A 16,813-nucleotide genomic window follows, 5' to 3' on the forward strand; every position below is an offset into this window, starting at 1 on the left:
GTCCTCAATCGCCGGACGGGCTGGAGAGTGCCGGGCCGGGCCCGCGCCGGATTTCGCGCTTGCGCTGAAATCCGGCGCGGGCACGAAAATTAAGCCCGTCCGGCGTTTGAGGACGAGCGGCGAAGCCGCGACAAGGGGGTCCGGGGGCGGAGCCCCCGAAGCGGGGTCTGGGGCGCAGCCCCAGGGCACCGCGCGGCAGCGCGGCAGCGGGGTCCGGGGGCGGAGCCCCGGGGAACGGTGGAAGGGCGGGGCCGGGGCAGGGTTCCCGCGGGGTGCGAAGATCGCCGCGTGGACTACACGCATCGCATGGGCCGGGACGCGCCAGGGGCGCCGATCCGGGCCGGGATCCCCGAGCACGGCCGGGTGCCCAAGTACTACGCGGTCAAGGCCCAAGTCGCCGCACTGCTCGACGAGTTGGGCGAGGGCGGGCTGCTGCCCACCGAGCGGGAGCTCGCCGCCCGGTTCGAGGTGTCGCGCGAGACCCTGCGGCAGGCCCTGCGCGAGCTGCTGCTGGAGGGGAGGGTGCGGCGCATGGGCCGAGGGACGGCCGTGGCCGGGCCGAAGCTGGAGCAGCCGCTCGCGCTGGCGAGCTACACCGAGGGCGTACGCCGCCAGGGCCGCCGGCCCGGCCGGAGCCTGGTCGGGCTGGACCGGTTCCCCTGCCCGGACGCCCTCGCCCCGGACCTCGGCGTCGAACCGGGCGCGCCCGTCTGGCACATGGAGCGCGTACTGCTCGCGGACGACGAACGGGTCGGCCTCGAGAGCACCTACGTCGCGGTGGAGCGCGTACCGCGTCTGGACTCCGACTTCGAGCCGGACTCGTCCTTCTACGGCTACCTGCGCGAGCGCCTCGGCATCTCCTTCGGCGACGCCGACGAGCGCCTGGAGACCGTACTGGCCACGCCGCGCGAGGCGTTGCTCATCGGTACGCCGCCCGCGCTGCCGATGCTGCTGATCCACCGGCTGTCGCGCGACACGGAAGGGCGGCCACTGGAGCGGGTGCGGTCGCTGTACCGGGGGGACCGGTTCTCGTTCACCACGCATCTGGGGTGAGCGTAGATAACGGAAAGGTAACGGGTCTAGGCCAAGTTTGACGGCCGGTTAACCGCCGCGTCGCCATGCGGACTGATCCATGTCACTTGTCCCGGCGAACGTTCGGGACATGCGAGTCATAGTCGTCGGAGCCGGTGTGCTGGGAACCCTGCACGCCTGGCATGCACTGCGGCGCGGCCACGAGGTCGTGCACATCGAGCGCGAGGCCGAGACGCGGGGCGCCTCGGTCCGCAACTTCGGTCTGGTCTGGGTCAGCGGGCGGGCCGGCGGGGAGGAGCTGGACACCGCCCTGCGGGCCCGCGAACTGTGGGAGGAGATCGGCGCCGAGGTCCCCGGCCTCGGCTTCCGCGCCAACGGCTCCCTGACGGTCGTCACCGACGAGGACGAACTGGTCGTCGCCCGGGCCGCATTGGCCCGCCCCGACGCCGCCGCCCGCGGCTTCGCCCTGCTGGGCCCCGAGGAGACCCGCGCCGTCGCTCCCGCCCTGCGCGGCGACCTCCTCGGCGCGCTGTGGTGCGAGCGCGACGCCGCCGTCGAACCCCGCACCGCCCAGCGCGCGCTGCGCGCCGCGCTCCTGGCCTCCGGCCGCTACACCTTCCTCCCCGGGCGCGAGGTGCGCGAGATCGTCGGGGAGCGCGCGGTCCGCGACGACCACGGCGACGTCCACCGCGGCGACGCGGTCGTCCTGTGCACCGGCGCCTGGCTGGGCGGCCTGGTGAAGGAGCTCGTACCCGACCTGCCCGTACGGCGCGTGCGCCTGCAGATGATGCAGACCGCCCCGCTCGGCGAGGAGCTGGGCGCCTCCGTCGCCGACGCCGACAGCTTCCGCTACTACCCGGCCTACGACCACAGCGGCCTGGCCGCCCAGCCGCCCGTGGCCGCCGAGCACAAGATGCAGCTGCTGATGGTCCAGCGCGCGGACGGCGGGCTGACCATCGGCGACACCCACGAGTACGAGACGCCCTTCGGCTTCGACGTGGACGAGACGCCGTACGAGCACCTGACGTCCGTCGCCGAGTCGCTCCTCGGCCGCCCGCTGCCGCCGGTCCGGCGCCGCTGGGCCGGGGTGTACGCGCAGTGCGTCGACACGACCCGCGTCGTGCACCGGCAGCAAGTGCGCGACGGCGTCTGGCTGGTGACCGGGCCGGGCGGACGCGGCATGACCTGCGCCCCCGCCATCGGCGAGGCGACCGCGAACGCGATGGGCTGGTGAGCGCCGTGCAGAAGCAGATCCCACTGGTCGTGCTGGACATGGCCGGGACGACGGTCGTCGACGACGGCCTCGTCGAGCGGGCCTTCGAGGCGGCGGCGCTCAGGCTCGGCGTGCAGCCGGGCTCGGCGGAGCACGCCGAACAACTCGCCTACGTCCGCGCCACGATGGGCGAGTCGAAGATCTCCGTCTTCCGTCATCTGTGCGACGGTGACGAGGAGCGGGCGCGCCTCGGCAATACGGAATTCGAGGCCGCGTACGGGAAGTTGGTGGCCGCGGGGCACTGCGCACCCGTGCCCGGTGCCCGTGCGGCCATCGACCGGCTGCGTGCCGAGGGGCGGACCGTGGTGCTGACGACGGGGTTCGCCCGCGTCACCCAGGAGGCCATCCTCTCCGCGCTCGGCTGGGAACAACTGGCCGACCTGACCCTCTGCCCGGCGGACGTCGGCGGGCGCGGGCGCCCGTACCCCGACATGGTGCTCGCGGCCCTGCTGCGCACGAAGGCCGCGGACGCGGTGACGGGCATCGCCGTCGCCGGCGACACGTCGTACGACATGCTCTCCGGCAGCCGGGCGGGGGCGGGCGTCGTCGCCGGCGTCCTGACCGGGGCGCACGAGGCGGCGGCGCTGCGGGCGGCCGGGGCGACGTGTGTGCTGGGTTCGGTGGCCGAACTGCCCGATGCGATCGCGGAGTACGAGTCGTGAGCGGCATACGGTTCGAGGACGTCTCCGTCGCCTATGGCGCGAACGTCGTCCTCGACTCCCTGTCCCTCGCCGTCGAGCCCGGTGAGGTCATGGCCCTCCTCGGCCCCTCCGGGTCCGGCAAGACCACCGCGCTGCGGGCCGTCGCCGGGTTCGTCCGGCCCGCGTCCGGGCGGGTGTTCATCGGCGACCGGGACGTGACCGGTCTGGCCCCGCACCGGCGCGGGGTGGGCATGGTCGTCCAGCAGTACGCGCTCTTCCCGCACCTGCGCGTCGACGCCAACGTCGCCTTCGGGCTCAAGGCGCGGCGTACGCCGCGCGGGGAGATCACGGCGCGGGTCGCCGAGGCGCTGGAGATGACGGGCATGGCCGCGTACGCCCGGCGCTATCCGCGCGAGCTGTCGGGAGGGCAGCAGCAGCGTGTGGCCATCGCCAGGGCGCTGGCCATCCGGCCGGACGTACTGCTGCTCGACGAGCCGTTGTCCGCGCTGGACGCGCGGCTGCGGTCCGGGATGCTGGCGGAACTGGCCCGGCTGCACCGGGAATTGCCCGACGTGACGATGCTGTACGTCACCCATGACCAGGTCGAGGCGCTGACGCTCGCGGACCGCATCGCGGTCATGGACCGCGCGCGGCTGCGCGACTGCGGCACGCCGCAGGACCTCTACCGGCGGCCGAACACGGAGTTCACGGCGTCGTTCGTGGGCAACGCGAATTTGCTTCCGGTGAAGGTGACGGAGCGGGGTGTCCGCTTTGCGGGGAGGGAGTTGGCGGTGCCGACGGGCGGCGCCTCGCCGGGTGTTTCGGCCGTTCTGTGCGTACGGCCGCATCTGGTCGGGCTCGGCGCCGGGCCGAACTCGCTTCACGGCGAGGTGACCGAGGTGGAGTGGCGTGGTGCCACGCACCGGGTGTACGTGGACGTCGACGGCCAGCGGGTCATGGCGGATGTGCGTGAGTTGCGCGAGCCGCCTGTTCTGGGCGGTGAGGTTGCGCTGCATTTCGCGCCCGAGGATGCGGTGTTGCTGCCGGTGGGGACGGGGGCCGTCGATGGTTGACGGATTTCTCCCCCACCCCGCCCCTTCCCGTAACCGGGGCTCTGCCCCGGACCCCGAACCGCGCTCCGCGCGGTGTCCTCAAACGCCGGACGGGCTGAACTTTCGCGCCCGCGCCGGATTTTCGGCGCGAGCCGCACTATCCAGCCGGGCCCAGCAAGATCAAGCCTGTCCGGCGTTTGAGGCCGAGCGGCGGAGCCGCGACAAGCGGGGTCTGGGGCGGAGCCCCAGGAGACGGCGAGAGGGCGGGACCGGGGCACACCTCCTCTGGGCCCTGCCCCCGCTCGCCGCGCTCGGGCTCGTGTTCCTCTACCCGCTCGCACTGCTCGTAGAGCAATCGCTCTCCGCCGGCGCCTACCGCGACGTCCTCGCCCAGCCCGCCTTCCGGGACGCCCTCGGCAACACCATCCTGATCGCCGTCGGCGCCACCGCAGGAGCGCTGCTCCTCGGCTTCGTGCTCGCGCTCGTGATCGCATTCGTGCCGTTCCCCGGCGGCAAGGCGTTGAGCCGGTTCATCGACGTCTTCCTCTCCTTCCCCTCCTTCCTCATCACTCTCGCTCTCCTCTTCGTCTACGGCACCGTCGGCATGGCCAACGGCCTGTGGACGGACGTGACAGGGGTCGCGAGTGGACCGTTCGACTTCCTGCACACGCGCTGGGGCGTCCTGCTCGCGGAGGTCACGTACTTCACGCCGTTCGTGATGCGCCCGCTGCTCGCCGCGTTCTCGCAGCTCGAGACCGCGCAACTCGAGGTGGCCGCATCGCTCGGCGCGCGGGCGCCGCGGATCGTGCGGCAGGTGATCCTGCCGGAGGCGCTGCCGTCGCTCGCCGCGGGCGGCTCGCTCGTGCTGGTGATGTGCCTGAACGAGTTCGGCATCGTGCTGTTCACCGGGGCGAAGGGTGTGACGACACTGCCCGTGCTCGTCTACAGCAAGGCGATCCTCGACGGCGACTACCCGGGCGCCTGCGTCGTCGCGGTCGTCAACATCGGCCTGTCCGTGGCGCTTTACGCCCTCTACCGGCTGCTCGCAGGACGAGCAGGACAAGGAGGTGAGCGTCGTGCTCGTGCATAGCCGCCGCGCCCGCTGGGCGGTGTGGACCGTGTTCTTCGCACTCTTCCTGCCCGTCTTCGCGCTGCCGCTCCTCGTGATCGTGGGCGCGTCCTTCGCGACGAGCTGGAGCGGGGCCCTGCCCTCCGGGGCGACGCTGGAGCACTACCGGGACATCACCCGGGGCGACTCCCTCGACGCCCTGGTCACCAGCCTGCTGACCGCTCTCGCGGCCAGCGTGGCCGCGCTGACCGTCGGCACCTGGTCCGCGCTCGCCGCGCAGCGCATGACGGGGCGCGGACGGCGGCTGCTGGACGGGCTGTTCATGCTGCCGGTGGCCGTGCCGTCCGTCGCCGTCGGGCTGTCGCTGCTCGTCGCCTTCTCCAAGCCGCCGCTCCTGCTCAACGGCACCCCGCAGATCGTCGTCATCGCCCACGCGGTGCTGGTGACCGCCTTCGCCCACCAGTCCGTCACGGCCGCGCTCGCGCGCCTCGACCCGGCGTACGAGCAGAGCGCGGCGAGCCTCGGCGCGAGCCCGCTCTACGTACTCCGCAGGGTGAAGCTGCCGCTGCTGCTGCCGTCGCTGACCGCCGCCGCGGGCCTCTGCTTCGCCCTGTCCATGGGCGAGTTGAGCGCGACGATGATGCTCTACCCGCCCGACTGGCTGCCGCTGCCGGTCAAGGTCTTCGCCGCCACCGACCGTGGCGCGCTGTTCTCCGGAGCCGCACTCGCCGTCGTGCTCATGGCCGCGACGCTGCTCGTGCTGCTCGCCGTCTCCCGCATCCGCACCAGAGCCGTACACCGCTAGGAGTTCGACACGTTATGGCAACGGCAAGGGCAATGGCCCGCTTCCGCACCCCGCTCGCCGCCTCCCTCTCCGTCCTCGCCGTCGGTGCGTCGCTGACCGCGTGCAGCGGTTCGTCCGCCGATGCGAACGCGAAGGAGATCACCGTCTACAGTGCCGACGGCCTCAAGGCCGAGGACGGATCCGGCTTCTACGACAAGGTCTTCCAGGACTTCGAGAAGGACACCGGCATCAAGGTCAAGTACGTCGAGGGCGGCTCCGGGGAGATGGTGCAGCGCCTGGCCCGCGAGAGATCCAACACCAAGGCGGACGTGGTCGTCACGCTCCCGCCGTTCATCCAGCAGGCCGACGGCAAGGGCCTGTTGGCCGCGTACGTGCCGCAGGGCGCCGACAAGGTCGCGGACGGGGACAAGGACCCGTCCGGCAAGTGGACCTCGGTCGTCAACAACTACCTCTGCTTCATCTACCACAAGGCGAAGGACCAGCAGCCGCCCAAGACTTGGAACGATCTCCTCGACGGGAAGTACAAGGGCAAGTTGCAGTACTCCACTCCCGGCGTCGCCGGCGACGGGACGGCCGTCCTCGTCAAGGCCATGCACGACTTCGGGGGCAAGGAGGCCGCGCTGGACTACCTGAAGAAGCTCCAGCGGAACAACGTCGGCCCGTCCTCCTCGACCGGCCAGCTCGCGCCCAAGACCGACAAGGGTGAACTCCTCGTCGCCAACGGCGATGTCCAGATGAACTACGCCAACATGCGCTCCCTGCCCAACCTGGGCATCTTCTTCCCGGCGGGCAGCGACGGGAAGCCCACCACCCTCGCCCTGCCCTACGCGGCGGGCCTGGTGAAGGACGCCCCGCACACCGCCAACGCGAAGAAGTTCCTCGACTACCTCCTCTCCGAGAAGGTCCAGCAGGAGGTCCCCACCGTGGCGGCGGGCTTCGCGGCCCGTACGGACGTCAAGGCGGCCGGCCGGAACGCCGCCGTGCTCGAGGGGATCATGAAGGGCGTCGAGGTCTTCCGCCCGGACTGGACGGACATCGACCGGAACCTCTCCTCCTACGTGGAGGCGTGGAAGACGGCCACCGGGAGCTGATTACTCTTGGAGGTGCTGGGACACCGCACGAGTGGTGGTGTCCCGGCGTCCCCACCCCTTGGGCACACAGGGAGTCCCGCAGTGGCAGAACGCAAGCCGATCGAGTCCTGGCTCACCGACATGGACGGTGTGCTGGTGCACGAGGGGATACCGATCCCGGGAGCCGACACCTTCATCAAGCGGCTCCGTGACTCCGGCAAGCCCTTCCTCGTCCTGACCAACAATTCGATCTACACGGCACGGGACCTCCACGCGCGGCTGATGCGCATAGGGCTCGAGGTGCCGGTCGCCAACATCTGGACCTCGGCGCTGGCCACCGCGCAGTTCCTCGACGACCAGCGTCCCGGCGGGACCGCCTACGTCATCGGCGAGGCCGGGCTGACCACCGCCCTGCACGACATCGGGTACGTCCTCACCGACGTCGACCCGGATTATGTGGTTTTGGGCGAAACACGCACGTACTCCTTCGAGGCCCTCACCAAGGCGATCCGGCTCATCAACGGCGGCGCCCGCTTCATCGCCACCAACCCGGACGAGACCGGGCCGTCCGCCGAGGGCGCCCTGCCCGCCACCGGGTCCGTGGCCGCGCTGATCACCAAGGCCACCGGGCGCGAGCCCTACTTCGTCGGCAAGCCCAACCCGCTGATGATGCGGGCGGGGCTCAACGCCATCGGCGCCCACTCGGAGACCAGCGCCATGATCGGCGACCGGATGGACACCGATGTGCTGGCCGGTCTCGAGGCGGGCATGGAGACCTTCCTGGTGCTGACCGGACTGACCCGGCCCCACGAGATCGAGCGCTTCCCCTTCCGGCCGTCGCGCGTTGTCGACTCGATCGCGGATCTGGTCGACCTGGTGTGAACCGTCGGCCTGGGGTGAACCGTCGACCTGGCGTGCGTCACTGAATGGAGTAATGCCCTCGCGGAGCGGATGCGCGGCACCGCTCCGGCGGGTGAACCTCTCCTTCAGGAGGTTCACATGGTTGCCGTTCGCTCCGCTCTGTGGGGTGCCCTGGCGGCGGTCGCCGTCGCGGCGTCCCCCGTCCCCGCCCACGCCTACGACGGACCCGCCGCCCGGCCGGGCGCGGTCGAGTTCTACCCGGTCACCAGCAGGCCGGGCTCCGAGGTGCAACTGCGCGTGTCCGGGTGCAAGGGCGAGCGCGCGATCGCCTTCTCGGACGCCTTCGTCGCCGAGGCCAGGCTGGCCCGCGACGCCACCGGGCACGTCGCCGACGCGACCGTCCGCTCCACGACGACCGCCGGGAGCTATCCGGTCAGGGTCCGCTGCGACGGGCGCGAGGAGGCGGCCGAGGGGCAGCTCACCGTCGTGGGCGACCGTGACTATCGCGAGTACGGCCGCGAGGCCCGCGTGGCCCGTGACGGGGACCATCACGGCGGGATGCCCGCCGCGCCCGTGCCCGCGGGCGGCGGCGGGAGCGTGCCCCGCGCCGACTCCGAGGCCCCCGGCGTCCGGGGGCTCGTGGCCGGCGGCGTCGGTGTGCTGATCGCGGGCGGGCTGATCTGGTACCGCCGCCGCGGCGAAGCCGCCAAGCGGTAGCGGCACGCCATGGCGGAATCGCGCACCGGCGGCCGCGGCCGCCTGCTGACCGGGACGGCCTGGGCCGTACTGCTGCTCGCCCTGTGGCTGTGGGGCCGGGAGGCCACCGAGGGGCCGGCCGCGACGGGCCCCTCGACCGGTGACGTGGCCGCGGCCGGCCGTCCGCCCGCGCGGGTGCTGCCCCCGTCCCACCACCCGCTGCCCGGCGTCCGGCCGCGGCAGCTCGTCATCCGGGCCCTGCGGGTGCGGGCGCCGGTCGAGGGCCACGGGCTGACCGACCGGGGCGCGGTCGAACCACCGCCGTACGAGCGCCCGGGCGCCGTGTCCTGGTACGAGGGCGGCCCGCAGCCCGGCAGCACCGGCGCCGCCGTCCTCGTCGGCCACGTGGACACCGAGCGCGCGCCCGCGGTCTTCTACGACCTCAGCGCGATCAGGCGCGGCGAGACGGTCGGGGTCACCCGGGCCGACGGCTCCACCGCGGAGTTCACGGTCGAGGACGTCGCCGTGGTCCCCAAGGAGCGCTTCGACCCCGCGAAGGTCTACGGTCCGCGCGAGCGGGACCGGGCCGAGCTGCGCCTCATCACCTGCGGCGGCGACTACGACCACGCCCGGCACGCGTACAACGCCAACGTCGTCGTCTCCGCCTACCTGACGGGAGTCCGGCATGCGTGAGAACCGGAGGCGAACATGACCCGTCCGGTGCCCCGACAGAGCGATTTGACGGCGCGTCATGAGTTGACCGCCCGCGGCGGAGAGCACGGCTGTGCCAGCATGGGAGGGACCGGTCATGTCCTGTGGGGGCTGAAGGTGTCTCCCGGAAGTGCACCCAAGGGGGAGTGGATGTACGGCAGTCACACCGGCCCCACCCGCAAGGCCCGCGCCGCGCTGGTGCGTGCGGGGACGGCAGCAGGTGCGCTGCTCCTCCTCGCGGGCTGTTCCTTCGGCAATTCCTCGGAGTCGGAGCCCGAGGCCCATAACTCCGCTTCACCGTCCGCCCCTTCGCAGCAGCCCAAGGCCCAGTCACCGTACTGGGTGAATCCGGACGGCACGGCGGCCAAGCAGGCCATCAGCCTCCGCGAGCAGGGCAAGGACAAGGACGCCTCCCTGATCAGGAAGATCGCCGCCCAGCCCGTCGCGGAGTGGATCGGCGTCGACGACCCCGAGAGCCAGACCCGGGGCTTCACCGAGGCCGCCGCCAAGGCCGACCGGGACGCGCTCCTCGTGCTCTACAACATCCCGCACCGCGACTGCGGCCAGTACTCCCAGGGCGGCGCCTCCGACGGCGACGCCTACCGGGCCTGGCTCGACAGCGCCGCGAGAGGCATCGGCGACCGCCGGGCCACGGTGATCCTCGAGCCCGACGCCCTGCCGCACATGGAGGACGGCTGCACCCCGCAGCGCTACCACGAGGAGCGGTACGCGCTCCTCAAGGAGGCCGTCGTCAAACTCAAGAAGCTGCCGAGGACCAAGGTCTACCTGGACGCGGGCAACCCCAGCTGGGTCACCCCGGCCGACCGGATGGCCGGCCCGCTCAAGCGCGCGGGCATCGACAAGGCCGACGGTTTCGCGCTCAACGTCTCCAACTTCCAGACCACTCAGGACAGCAAGGAGTACGGCCGCACACTCTCGCCCCTCGTCGACGACAAGCACTTCGTCATCGACACCAGCCGCAACGGCAACGGTCCGCTGTCCGATGACGAAGACCACGAGAAGGCCTGGTGCAACCCCTCGGGCCGGGCACTCGGCGCGCCCCCGACCACGAAGACCGGCGACAAGCTGGTGGATGCCTATCTGTGGGTCAAGCGGCCGGGGGAGTCGGACGGAGCCTGCAAGGGCGGCCCGGACGCGGGCCAGTGGTGGGAGTCGTACGCCCTCGAACTGGCCCGCAACGCACGGTTCTAGTCCCTCTCAGGGCGTATCCGCTTCAGGGACCTTGACCCATACCGCCTCGGCGGCCGGGGTGCCCTGGTCGTCGTCCACGGTCAGCATGTACCAGCCGGGCGGCACCAGGGACGGGTCGTCGGGCAGGGTGACGCCGATGCCCCGCGCCGTCTTCGTGAAGTCCAGCGCGATCGACCGCTGTTCGATGTTGGTGACGTGGGTGAAGGAACCCGGCCGGATCAGCCGCGCCTTGGTGACGGGGCGCGAGGACTCCACCGTGTACTCCGTCTTCCCGCCCAGCTTCACGGTCCGCGGCTCGCCGTCCTTGATCACCGGGTGCGCCGAGTGGAAGCGGTAGGGCGGGGTGTAGAGGTCGATCTCCTGCTGGAAGGTGCCCGGGGTGGTGTTGTCCTTGTCGCCGAAGAGCGAGTCGGAGCCGAAGGTCATCACCCGGCCGTCCGGCAACAGCAGTGCGCCGGAATGGTAGTTGCGGCCCACCAGGGGGTCGGCCACCGTGCGGGTGGTGTTCGCCTTCGGGTCGTAGATCTCGGCCTTGAGGATGTTCGAGGCGCTGCGCCCGCGGTAGTCACCGGAGCCGTTGGTGGTCAGCACGGTGTCGTCGGGGAGGATGACGCTGCTGGGGTAGCGGACCTTGGAGTAGAGACTGGGGCCGTCGTGGAAGCGCGGGGCGGCGGCGCGCAGATCGACGATCCGGGTCTTCGCCGTGGACTTCTTGTCCTCGCCGACACCGCCGCCGCCGAGCACCATGTAGCGCTGGTCCTGGGCGGGCGGCAGCAGCACGGACATCGAGGTCTCCAGGATGTCCGGGTCGCTGATGCCGGGCACGTCGGTGAACTCGTTGCTCTGCAAATCCCAGATGCCCGGGGTACGGCCCTGGTCGGCCGGTCCGTAACCGGCGTTGGAACCGGTGTAGAAGACCTTCCCCTTGTCGGCCAGGAAGAGCGCCGGGTAGGTGGGGAAGAACCGCTGCTGCGGGAGGTAGGTCCACTTCCCGGTCTTCGGGTCGAAGATCTCGTTCTTTCCGGGGACGACCTGGCCGATCTCGTCCAGCCCGGAGACGGAGAGCACCTTGCCGTCCTGGAGGGTGGTCAGGGTGGGGTACCAGCGGGCCTCGTTCATCGGGTCGACCGTGATGTAGCGCTCGGCGACCGGGTCGAACTCGAAGGCGTCCTTGATGCCCTGGAAGTCCTTCTTGTCGAAGGACAGCTTGTTGGCGATGCCGTAGGAGTTCCGGGCGTCGGTGCCGGTGAGGCCCTCGATGCGGTAGTTGTCGGTGAGGCCCGTCTCGTACTTGTTGCCCTTGTGCAGCGCCTCGACATAGACGCGCGCGGTGCTGGCGGTGACCGTGATCTTCCCGTCCGCGCCCTGCTCCTTCTTGGCGCGCGGCACGAGCAGGGGGTCCTTGGACTCGAAGGACTTGCCGCTCTGCTTGCCGGTGAAGCGGGTGCCGGAGGGGAAGGTCATCGGCTTGTCGGGGTTCTCGTTGTGGACGATCATCAGGCCGCCGGCCTTGCTGACGTCGCCCTTCAGCTTCTCGTAGCGCTGGGTGCCGCCCGCCACCAGGAGCTTGCCGTCCGGGAGTTGGGTGTGCCCGGCGCAGAAGAGGTCCTTGGGGGTGGGAATGTCCTTGTAGGTGTTCTTCACAGGGTCCCACAGGACCGTACGGAAGGTCTTGGCCTTGAAGTTGGCGGCGTTGTTGCCCGAGCCCGCGACGAGCAGCACCTTGCCGGTGTGCAGCAGCGCCGCGTGGATGGTGTTGATCTGATACTCGTCGGGGACGTCCACGACATCCCAATGGCCGTTCTTGGCCTTGTACTTGGGCTGATTGATCTTGTACTCGTAGTACTGGTCGGAGGCGTACCCCCAGATCGCCGGGCCGTTCATGCCCGCCAGAGCGAGAGCGACCGCCGCACCGATAGCGGTGCGGCGGGTCCGCCGGCTGATCTGGTACGGCCGGAATCTCATCGCGATGCCCCCTCGGGCCGAGTGCTGCCGTGATGCGTGGTCCACCACCAGGCGGCGACCGGCGCGAGCGAGACCACGACGGCGAGCACGGCCCAGGTGCGCATCGCCACATGGGTGTGACCGAGGAAGAACGAGGCCAGCAGCGAACCGCCGAAGACCGCGAAGAAGAACAGGTGGATGCGGAAGGTGCCGAAGAGGGTGTCCGGGCTGGCCGAGTCCCCTTTCGGAGTGACAACGAACTTGCTCTTGCGGCGCAGCACCGCATCCATCAGCGAGCGGGCGTAGATCGGTGCGGACAGCGCGGACATGGCCATGCCCGCGAGGCCGCCCGATCCCTCGGGCTCGTGCGGTGAGACGTTGTGCCGCCGGTTCCAGACGTAGAGGCCGATCTGCAACGCGGCCGCGTCGCTGTAGAGCATCATCCAGACCTGGGAGTCGATCTGGATGCCGGAGGCGCCGAGGCCCAGGAAGAGCGCGCAACTCATGGCGCCGAGCATCCAGTTGACCGCGGTCATCGGGTAATAGATGACCATGAGCGTGTAGTTGAGGAACTTGCCGGGCGAGAGGGTGAAGGGCCCCTTCCAGTACTGCTTGATGATCGTCTCGTAGGTGCCGCGGGACCAGCGCAGCTGCTGGGTGAAGAAGTCCGTCCAGGCACCCGGCCCCTCGCCGACGGCCAGGACGTCCGGGGTGTAGACGGAGCGCCACTTGTGGCCCGTCGCCGGGTTGCGGTGGCGGTGGAGCTCGAAGCCCGTCGCCATGTCCTCGGTGATCGAGTCATAGAGGCCGCCGATACCCTTGAGGGCGCTGATGCGCACGGCGTTGTTGGTGCCGACGAACATGGGCGCGCCGTAGCGGTTGCCGGCGCGCTGGATGAGGGCGTGGAAGAGGAACTGCTGGCTCTCGGCCGCCTTGGTGACGGCCGTGTCGTAGTTCCCGTACACCTGCGGTCCAACGACAAACGCGATATCCGGGTCACGGAAGTAACCGAGCATCCGCTCGAGGAAGTTGGGCAGTGGCACATGGTCGGTGTCGACGGAGGCGAAGAAGTCGTAGTCGTCGCCGTGGGCGTCGAGCCAGGCGTTGTAGTTGCCGTGTTTCGTCTTCGCGCGGTGGGGGCCCTTGGGCCGGTTCCACTTCTCGACTCCCTTGCGGGTGAAGTGGTGCACCCCGAGCTGCTTGCACACCTCCTTCACCTCGGGGTCGTCGCCCTCGTCGAGCAGCCAGACGTGCACCGGCCCGCGGTGCCGTACCCGCACCGCCGCCTCCAGCGTGCGGGTCACCATCTCGATCGGTTCCTTGCCGGGCACGAAGGAGGTGAGGAAGGCGACCTTGGTGCCGGTCTCGGGGACGACGGGTATCGGATCGCGCGCCACGAGCGTGGCATGGGCGTTGGAGGTGACGTTCATGGTGCGGAAGAGCTCGATGAGCCCGATCGACACCAGCATCACGGTGTCCAGCACCCGCATGAGGGCCGTGGCGTTCTGCTGCCGGGTCCAGTGGGCGGGCTGCATCAGCCACACCAGCAGGCAGAGCGAGACCACGGGGGCGGCGCCGAGCAGCAGCGCGGCCTTGATGCGGTGCGGCTCGTCCGACAGCAGGCTGCGGTAGCGGACGCGGTACGGGCCGGTGCCGGGTTCGGTGAGCGGGCCGGCGAGCCGGCTGTAGTGCTCGTAGTCGTAACGGGGTTTCCTGGCAGGGTGCCGGGAATGCCGCGGCGCCGCGACGGGCGCATCTCTGGGGCCGGGCGGGGCGGGGACCCGCACCCTTGCGGTCAGCGACGGTTCGTGGGTCTGCTGCCGGGAGTCGGCAGGCGTGGACGTCATGAGTCATACCCCCCGCACGCAGGCTGCCTGCGTGTCGTGCCGGTGAAACGGAGCCCTGCCGGCCCCCTCGACCGGCGGCGGGCACAATGGGTGCCGGCTCCCTCCGGCACGGCCCAACTCACTCGGATGAGCGTGATGTTGGGAAAGAACTGTCGGTTCAGGATCTCTGACGGGGCATCATGATCGCAAGGGTGAAACAACCCGTTTACGGGGCATAGCGGTACGCCATGCGAAGACGTGTACGAATGTTGTCGAAGTGGTCTCGTATGGCGATTTCCGTGTGTGCCGCATCACCTGCGCGTACGGCCGCGACGATGGCGCGGTGCCGGTCGCATACGAGACGCGGATCGCAGGGCTCGCCCTCCGCGAGATCGGCCCGGACCCGGTGGAAGGCCAGCCAGAACGCCTCCGGCACCTCGCTCAGGAGCGGGTTGTCCAGACCGCGGCTGAGCGCGGCGTGGAAGGCCCGGTCGGTCTCGGCCCGTACGGGGCCGGTGAGCGTCTCCTGTTCCATGCGGGCCACGAGCGCGTCGAGCTCGGCGAGGTCCGCCTCCCGCACCCGCCCGGCCAGCCGTCCCGCCAGGCCCGTCTCCACCGCCTCGCGCAGCTCCAGCAGCTGGAGCAGGCTGTCCTCGCCGCGGTAGTGCCCGGCCACGGTGCGGAAGACCAGGCCCTCGGTGATCGGTGTCAGGGACATCGGGCCGGCGTAGGTGCCGAAGCCATGCCGGATCTCGACGATGCCCATGGCCTGCAGCGCCTTGAGGGCTTCCCGAACACAGGTGCGTCCCGCCCCCAGCAGCTCCGTCAGCTCGCGTTCCGTGGGCATCGGCGCCCCGGGCGGCAGCCGCCGGTCGATGATGAGCCCCTTGATCCGCTCGAGCAGGTCGCGTGCCATTTGGAGACTGTGCCTTGCCGCGATACATGTGGCCAGCACATCAAAGCCCTGGGGAACGCCTTGAGGCCCCCACCGATGGTGAGGGCCTCAAGGTTGTCTGTGCGCCGCCAGGGACTCGAACCCCGGACCCGCTGATTAAGAGTCAGCTGCTCTAACCAACTGAGCTAGCGGCGCCTGCTGACAGAGAAAACTCTACCTCACCCGTGAGGGTGCTCCCGACCACCCCGGTGGAGTACACCCTGCTCCGGGCGGTCCTGGGCCTGCCGGGCCCGGCAGAGGCGGGGATTCCGGGCCGCCCGCGGCCGTCCGCCGCGGTGTGCGGGACGGGCGGGACGGGCGGACGGCTGAGACCCTGCGGACATGCGCACTCCGGCCTCCGAGGAGATACCCGGCGACGACTGCTCCTGCGAGCCCTGCGCCGCGGCGCGCGGAGGCGGCGAGGGCGGTGCCCGGCGGTGTGCGGTCCGGGGCGTGATCGTCGCGGCCGTGGGCGCCGCCGTCATCGCCGGACCGAGCGCGGCCGCCACCCCGCCGCCCCCGAGCGCCGCTGCTGCCGAGCCGCCCCCGAGCGCCGCGGCGCAGGGCATCCCCGGGAGCGAGGACGGTCACCGGACGGACCGCGAGCCCGATGCCGCCGTGGACTACGCCCTGGGTCACATCGGCGACCCCTACGCCCTGGGCGGCAACGGTCCCCACAGCTGGGACTGCTCCGGGCTCATCCAGCAGTCCTACCTCCGCGCCGGAGTCCGGCTGCCGCGCATCGCCGCCGACCAGTACCGCGCCACCCGCCGCGTCAAGCGCGGCGAGCTGCGCCGCGGCGACCTCGTCTTCTGGTCCGACAACGGCCGGGCGTCCGGAGTGCACCACGCCGCGATCTACCTCGGCGGCGGGCGGTACGTGGAGGCGGCCCGGCCCGGGACGAAGGTCCGCATCTCCACCTTCGCCCGCTACAGCCCGAACCTCTACGGCCGGGTCGAGGTGCCTGAGGATCCGTGCGAGGACGACTACTGCTTCTGACTATCGTGCGGGCATGGGGATCATCGAACTGGCGGCCGACGCCTGGCGGCTCGCGGAGCAGGGCGACGGCCGCGTCGTGCTGGGCATCGCGGGGCCGCCCGGGGCCGGGAAGTCGACGCTCGCGAAGGCGCTGGTCGTGGAGGTGGAACGGCTGCGGGGGACGGGCTCGGCCGCGTACCTTCCGCTCGACGGCTTCCACCTCTCCAACGTCCAGTTGGAGCGCCTCGGCCTGACCTCCCGCAAGGGTTCCGCGCCGAGCTTCGACGTATGGGGCTACGCGGCGCTGCTGCGCCGGGTGCTGGCGGACCGGGAGTGCGGCGTCTACGTACCCGACTACGACCGTGTGCTGCACGAACCCGTCGCCGCCCGCCATGTGGTGCCGCCCTCGGCCCGGCTGGTGGTGACGGAGGGCAACTACCTCGCCTGCGACGAGCCGGGGTGGCGCGAGGCGCGCCACTGCCTGGCCGAGGTGTGGTACCTGGAAACGGACGACGGGCTGCGTCAAGGCCGCCTGGTCGAGCGGCAGTTGGCGGGCGGGCGGGACGCCGAGGGCGCCCGGTCCTGGGTGCGGGGCAACGACGAGCCCAACGGTGAGCAGGTGAAGGCGTCCCGTGCGAACAGCGACCGAATCGTCGCCCATTTTGGCCTGGACATGGCTAGTCCGGAGGACTAGCCTCCGAGTTGGTCT

Annotated in this window: 16 protein-coding genes and 1 tRNA gene; 13 read left to right on the top strand and 4 right to left on the bottom strand. The window is 70.9% G+C overall.

What is annotated here, in order from left to right; translation table 11 throughout:
* Positions 1 to 306: 306 nt before the first annotated feature.
* From ACV530_RS30220 to ACV530_RS30270, 11 genes are all read left to right on the top strand, one after another.
* Positions 307 to 1,053, top strand: coding sequence for a GntR family transcriptional regulator (locus ACV530_RS30220; protein ID WP_494335900.1), 747 nt, complete (start codon positions 307 to 309; stop codon positions 1,051 to 1,053).
* A gap of 109 nt (positions 1,054 to 1,162) precedes the next feature.
* The gene (locus tag ACV530_RS30225; RefSeq protein WP_494335842.1) at positions 1,163 to 2,266 is read left to right on the top strand and encodes a TIGR03364 family FAD-dependent oxidoreductase; all 1,104 of its coding nucleotides are present in this window, start codon (positions 1,163 to 1,165) and stop codon (positions 2,264 to 2,266) included.
* Positions 2,263 to 2,967, top strand: coding sequence for an HAD family hydrolase (locus ACV530_RS30230; RefSeq protein WP_494335843.1), 705 nt, complete (start codon positions 2,263 to 2,265; stop codon positions 2,965 to 2,967). The genes ACV530_RS30225 and ACV530_RS30230 overlap by 4 nt, the downstream gene beginning before the upstream one ends.
* Positions 2,964 to 4,019 (top strand): ABC transporter ATP-binding protein, encoded by a 1,056-nt coding sequence (locus tag ACV530_RS30235; protein WP_494335844.1) that lies wholly within the window; start codon positions 2,964 to 2,966, stop codon positions 4,017 to 4,019. Before ACV530_RS30230 ends, ACV530_RS30235 begins: the two co-directional genes overlap by 4 nt.
* A 211-nt stretch (positions 4,020 to 4,230) precedes the next feature.
* Complete coding sequence (locus tag ACV530_RS30240) at positions 4,231 to 5,088, top strand: 2-aminoethylphosphonate ABC transporter permease subunit (RefSeq protein ID WP_494335901.1); 858 nt, start codon at positions 4,231 to 4,233, stop codon at positions 5,086 to 5,088.
* A complete protein-coding gene (locus ACV530_RS30245) occupies positions 5,075 to 5,872 on the top strand; it encodes an ABC transporter permease (protein ID WP_494335845.1) in 798 nt (265 codons plus the stop codon). Before ACV530_RS30240 ends, ACV530_RS30245 begins: the two co-directional genes overlap by 14 nt.
* Positions 5,873 to 5,904: 32 nt before the next feature.
* Positions 5,905 to 6,963 carry a 2-aminoethylphosphonate ABC transporter substrate-binding protein gene (locus ACV530_RS30250; RefSeq protein ID WP_494335902.1) on the top strand — a complete coding sequence of 353 codons (1,059 nt, stop codon included), beginning with the start codon at positions 5,905 to 5,907 and terminating at the stop codon, positions 6,961 to 6,963.
* An 81-nt stretch (positions 6,964 to 7,044) separates the two neighbouring features.
* Positions 7,045 to 7,824, top strand: a complete 780-nt coding sequence (locus ACV530_RS30255; protein WP_494335846.1) for an HAD-IIA family hydrolase — start codon at positions 7,045 to 7,047, stop codon at positions 7,822 to 7,824.
* Between the two features lie 117 nt (positions 7,825 to 7,941).
* Entirely contained in the window at positions 7,942 to 8,520 is a 579-nt protein-coding gene (locus tag ACV530_RS30260) for a hypothetical protein (RefSeq protein WP_494335847.1), read from the top strand.
* A 9-nt stretch (positions 8,521 to 8,529) separates the two neighbouring features.
* Positions 8,530 to 9,192: a class F sortase gene (locus ACV530_RS30265; protein WP_494335848.1), complete on the top strand. Its 663-nt coding sequence runs from the start codon at positions 8,530 to 8,532 to the stop codon at positions 9,190 to 9,192.
* Between the two features lie 168 nt (positions 9,193 to 9,360).
* On the top strand, positions 9,361 to 10,422 hold the full coding sequence (locus ACV530_RS30270; protein WP_494335849.1) for a glycoside hydrolase family 6 protein: 1,062 nt from the start codon (positions 9,361 to 9,363) through the stop codon (positions 10,420 to 10,422).
* A gap of 6 nt (positions 10,423 to 10,428) precedes the next feature.
* Here ACV530_RS30270 and glxA read toward each other — a convergent pair whose 3' ends face one another.
* From glxA to ACV530_RS30290, 4 genes are all read right to left on the bottom strand, one after another.
* Positions 10,429 to 12,387, bottom strand: coding sequence for a radical copper oxidase GlxA (gene glxA / locus ACV530_RS30275; protein WP_494335850.1), 1,959 nt, complete (start codon positions 12,385 to 12,387; stop codon positions 10,429 to 10,431).
* Positions 12,384 to 14,213 carry a glycosyltransferase family 2 protein gene (locus tag ACV530_RS30280; RefSeq protein WP_494335851.1) on the bottom strand — a complete coding sequence of 610 codons (1,830 nt, stop codon included), beginning with the start codon at positions 14,211 to 14,213 and terminating at the stop codon, positions 12,384 to 12,386. Before ACV530_RS30280 ends, glxA begins: the two co-directional genes overlap by 4 nt.
* A 205-nt stretch (positions 14,214 to 14,418) precedes the next feature.
* A complete protein-coding gene (locus ACV530_RS30285) occupies positions 14,419 to 15,108 on the bottom strand; it encodes a FadR/GntR family transcriptional regulator (RefSeq protein WP_494335852.1) in 690 nt (229 codons plus the stop codon).
* 100 nt (positions 15,109 to 15,208) lie between these two features.
* Positions 15,209 to 15,282, bottom strand: a tRNA-Lys gene (locus tag ACV530_RS30290).
* Positions 15,283 to 15,468: 186 nt separating this feature from the next.
* Here ACV530_RS30290 and ACV530_RS30295 point away from each other — a divergent pair.
* Positions 15,469 to 16,125: a C40 family peptidase gene (locus tag ACV530_RS30295; RefSeq protein ID WP_494335853.1), complete on the top strand. Its 657-nt coding sequence runs from the start codon at positions 15,469 to 15,471 to the stop codon at positions 16,123 to 16,125.
* A 13-nt stretch (positions 16,126 to 16,138) separates the two neighbouring features.
* Complete coding sequence (locus tag ACV530_RS30300; protein WP_494335854.1) at positions 16,139 to 16,798, top strand: nucleoside/nucleotide kinase family protein; 660 nt, start codon at positions 16,139 to 16,141, stop codon at positions 16,796 to 16,798.
* The last annotated feature ends 15 nt before the right edge of the window (positions 16,799 to 16,813 follow it).

The sequence above is a fragment of the Streptomyces sp. SX-6 genome (assembly GCF_059089585.1).

Bases quoted from the DNA above. Each gene is read 5' to 3' on its own strand.
- ACV530_RS30220 (WP_494335900.1), top strand. From the start codon at position 307: ATGGGCCGGGACGCGCCAGGGGCGCCGATCCGGGCCGGGATCCCCGAG.
- ACV530_RS30225 (WP_494335842.1), top strand. From the start codon at position 1,163: ATGCGAGTCATAGTCGTCGGAGCCGGTGTGCTGGGAACCCTGCACGCC.
- ACV530_RS30250 (WP_494335902.1), top strand. From the start codon at position 5,905: ATGGCCCGCTTCCGCACCCCGCTCGCCGCCTCCCTCTCCGTCCTCGCC.
- ACV530_RS30260 (WP_494335847.1), top strand. From the start codon at position 7,942: ATGGTTGCCGTTCGCTCCGCTCTGTGGGGTGCCCTGGCGGCGGTCGCC.
- ACV530_RS30265 (WP_494335848.1), top strand. From the start codon at position 8,530: ATGGCGGAATCGCGCACCGGCGGCCGCGGCCGCCTGCTGACCGGGACG.
- ACV530_RS30270 (WP_494335849.1), top strand. From the start codon at position 9,361: ATGTACGGCAGTCACACCGGCCCCACCCGCAAGGCCCGCGCCGCGCTG.
- glxA (WP_494335850.1), bottom strand. From the start codon at position 12,387: ATGAGATTCCGGCCGTACCAGATCAGCCGGCGGACCCGCCGCACCGCT.
- ACV530_RS30280 (WP_494335851.1), bottom strand. From the start codon at position 14,213: ATGACGTCCACGCCTGCCGACTCCCGGCAGCAGACCCACGAACCGTCG.
- ACV530_RS30285 (WP_494335852.1), bottom strand. From the start codon at position 15,108: ATGGCACGCGACCTGCTCGAGCGGATCAAGGGGCTCATCATCGACCGG.
- ACV530_RS30295 (WP_494335853.1), top strand. From the start codon at position 15,469: ATGCGCACTCCGGCCTCCGAGGAGATACCCGGCGACGACTGCTCCTGC.
- ACV530_RS30300 (WP_494335854.1), top strand. From the start codon at position 16,139: ATGGGGATCATCGAACTGGCGGCCGACGCCTGGCGGCTCGCGGAGCAG.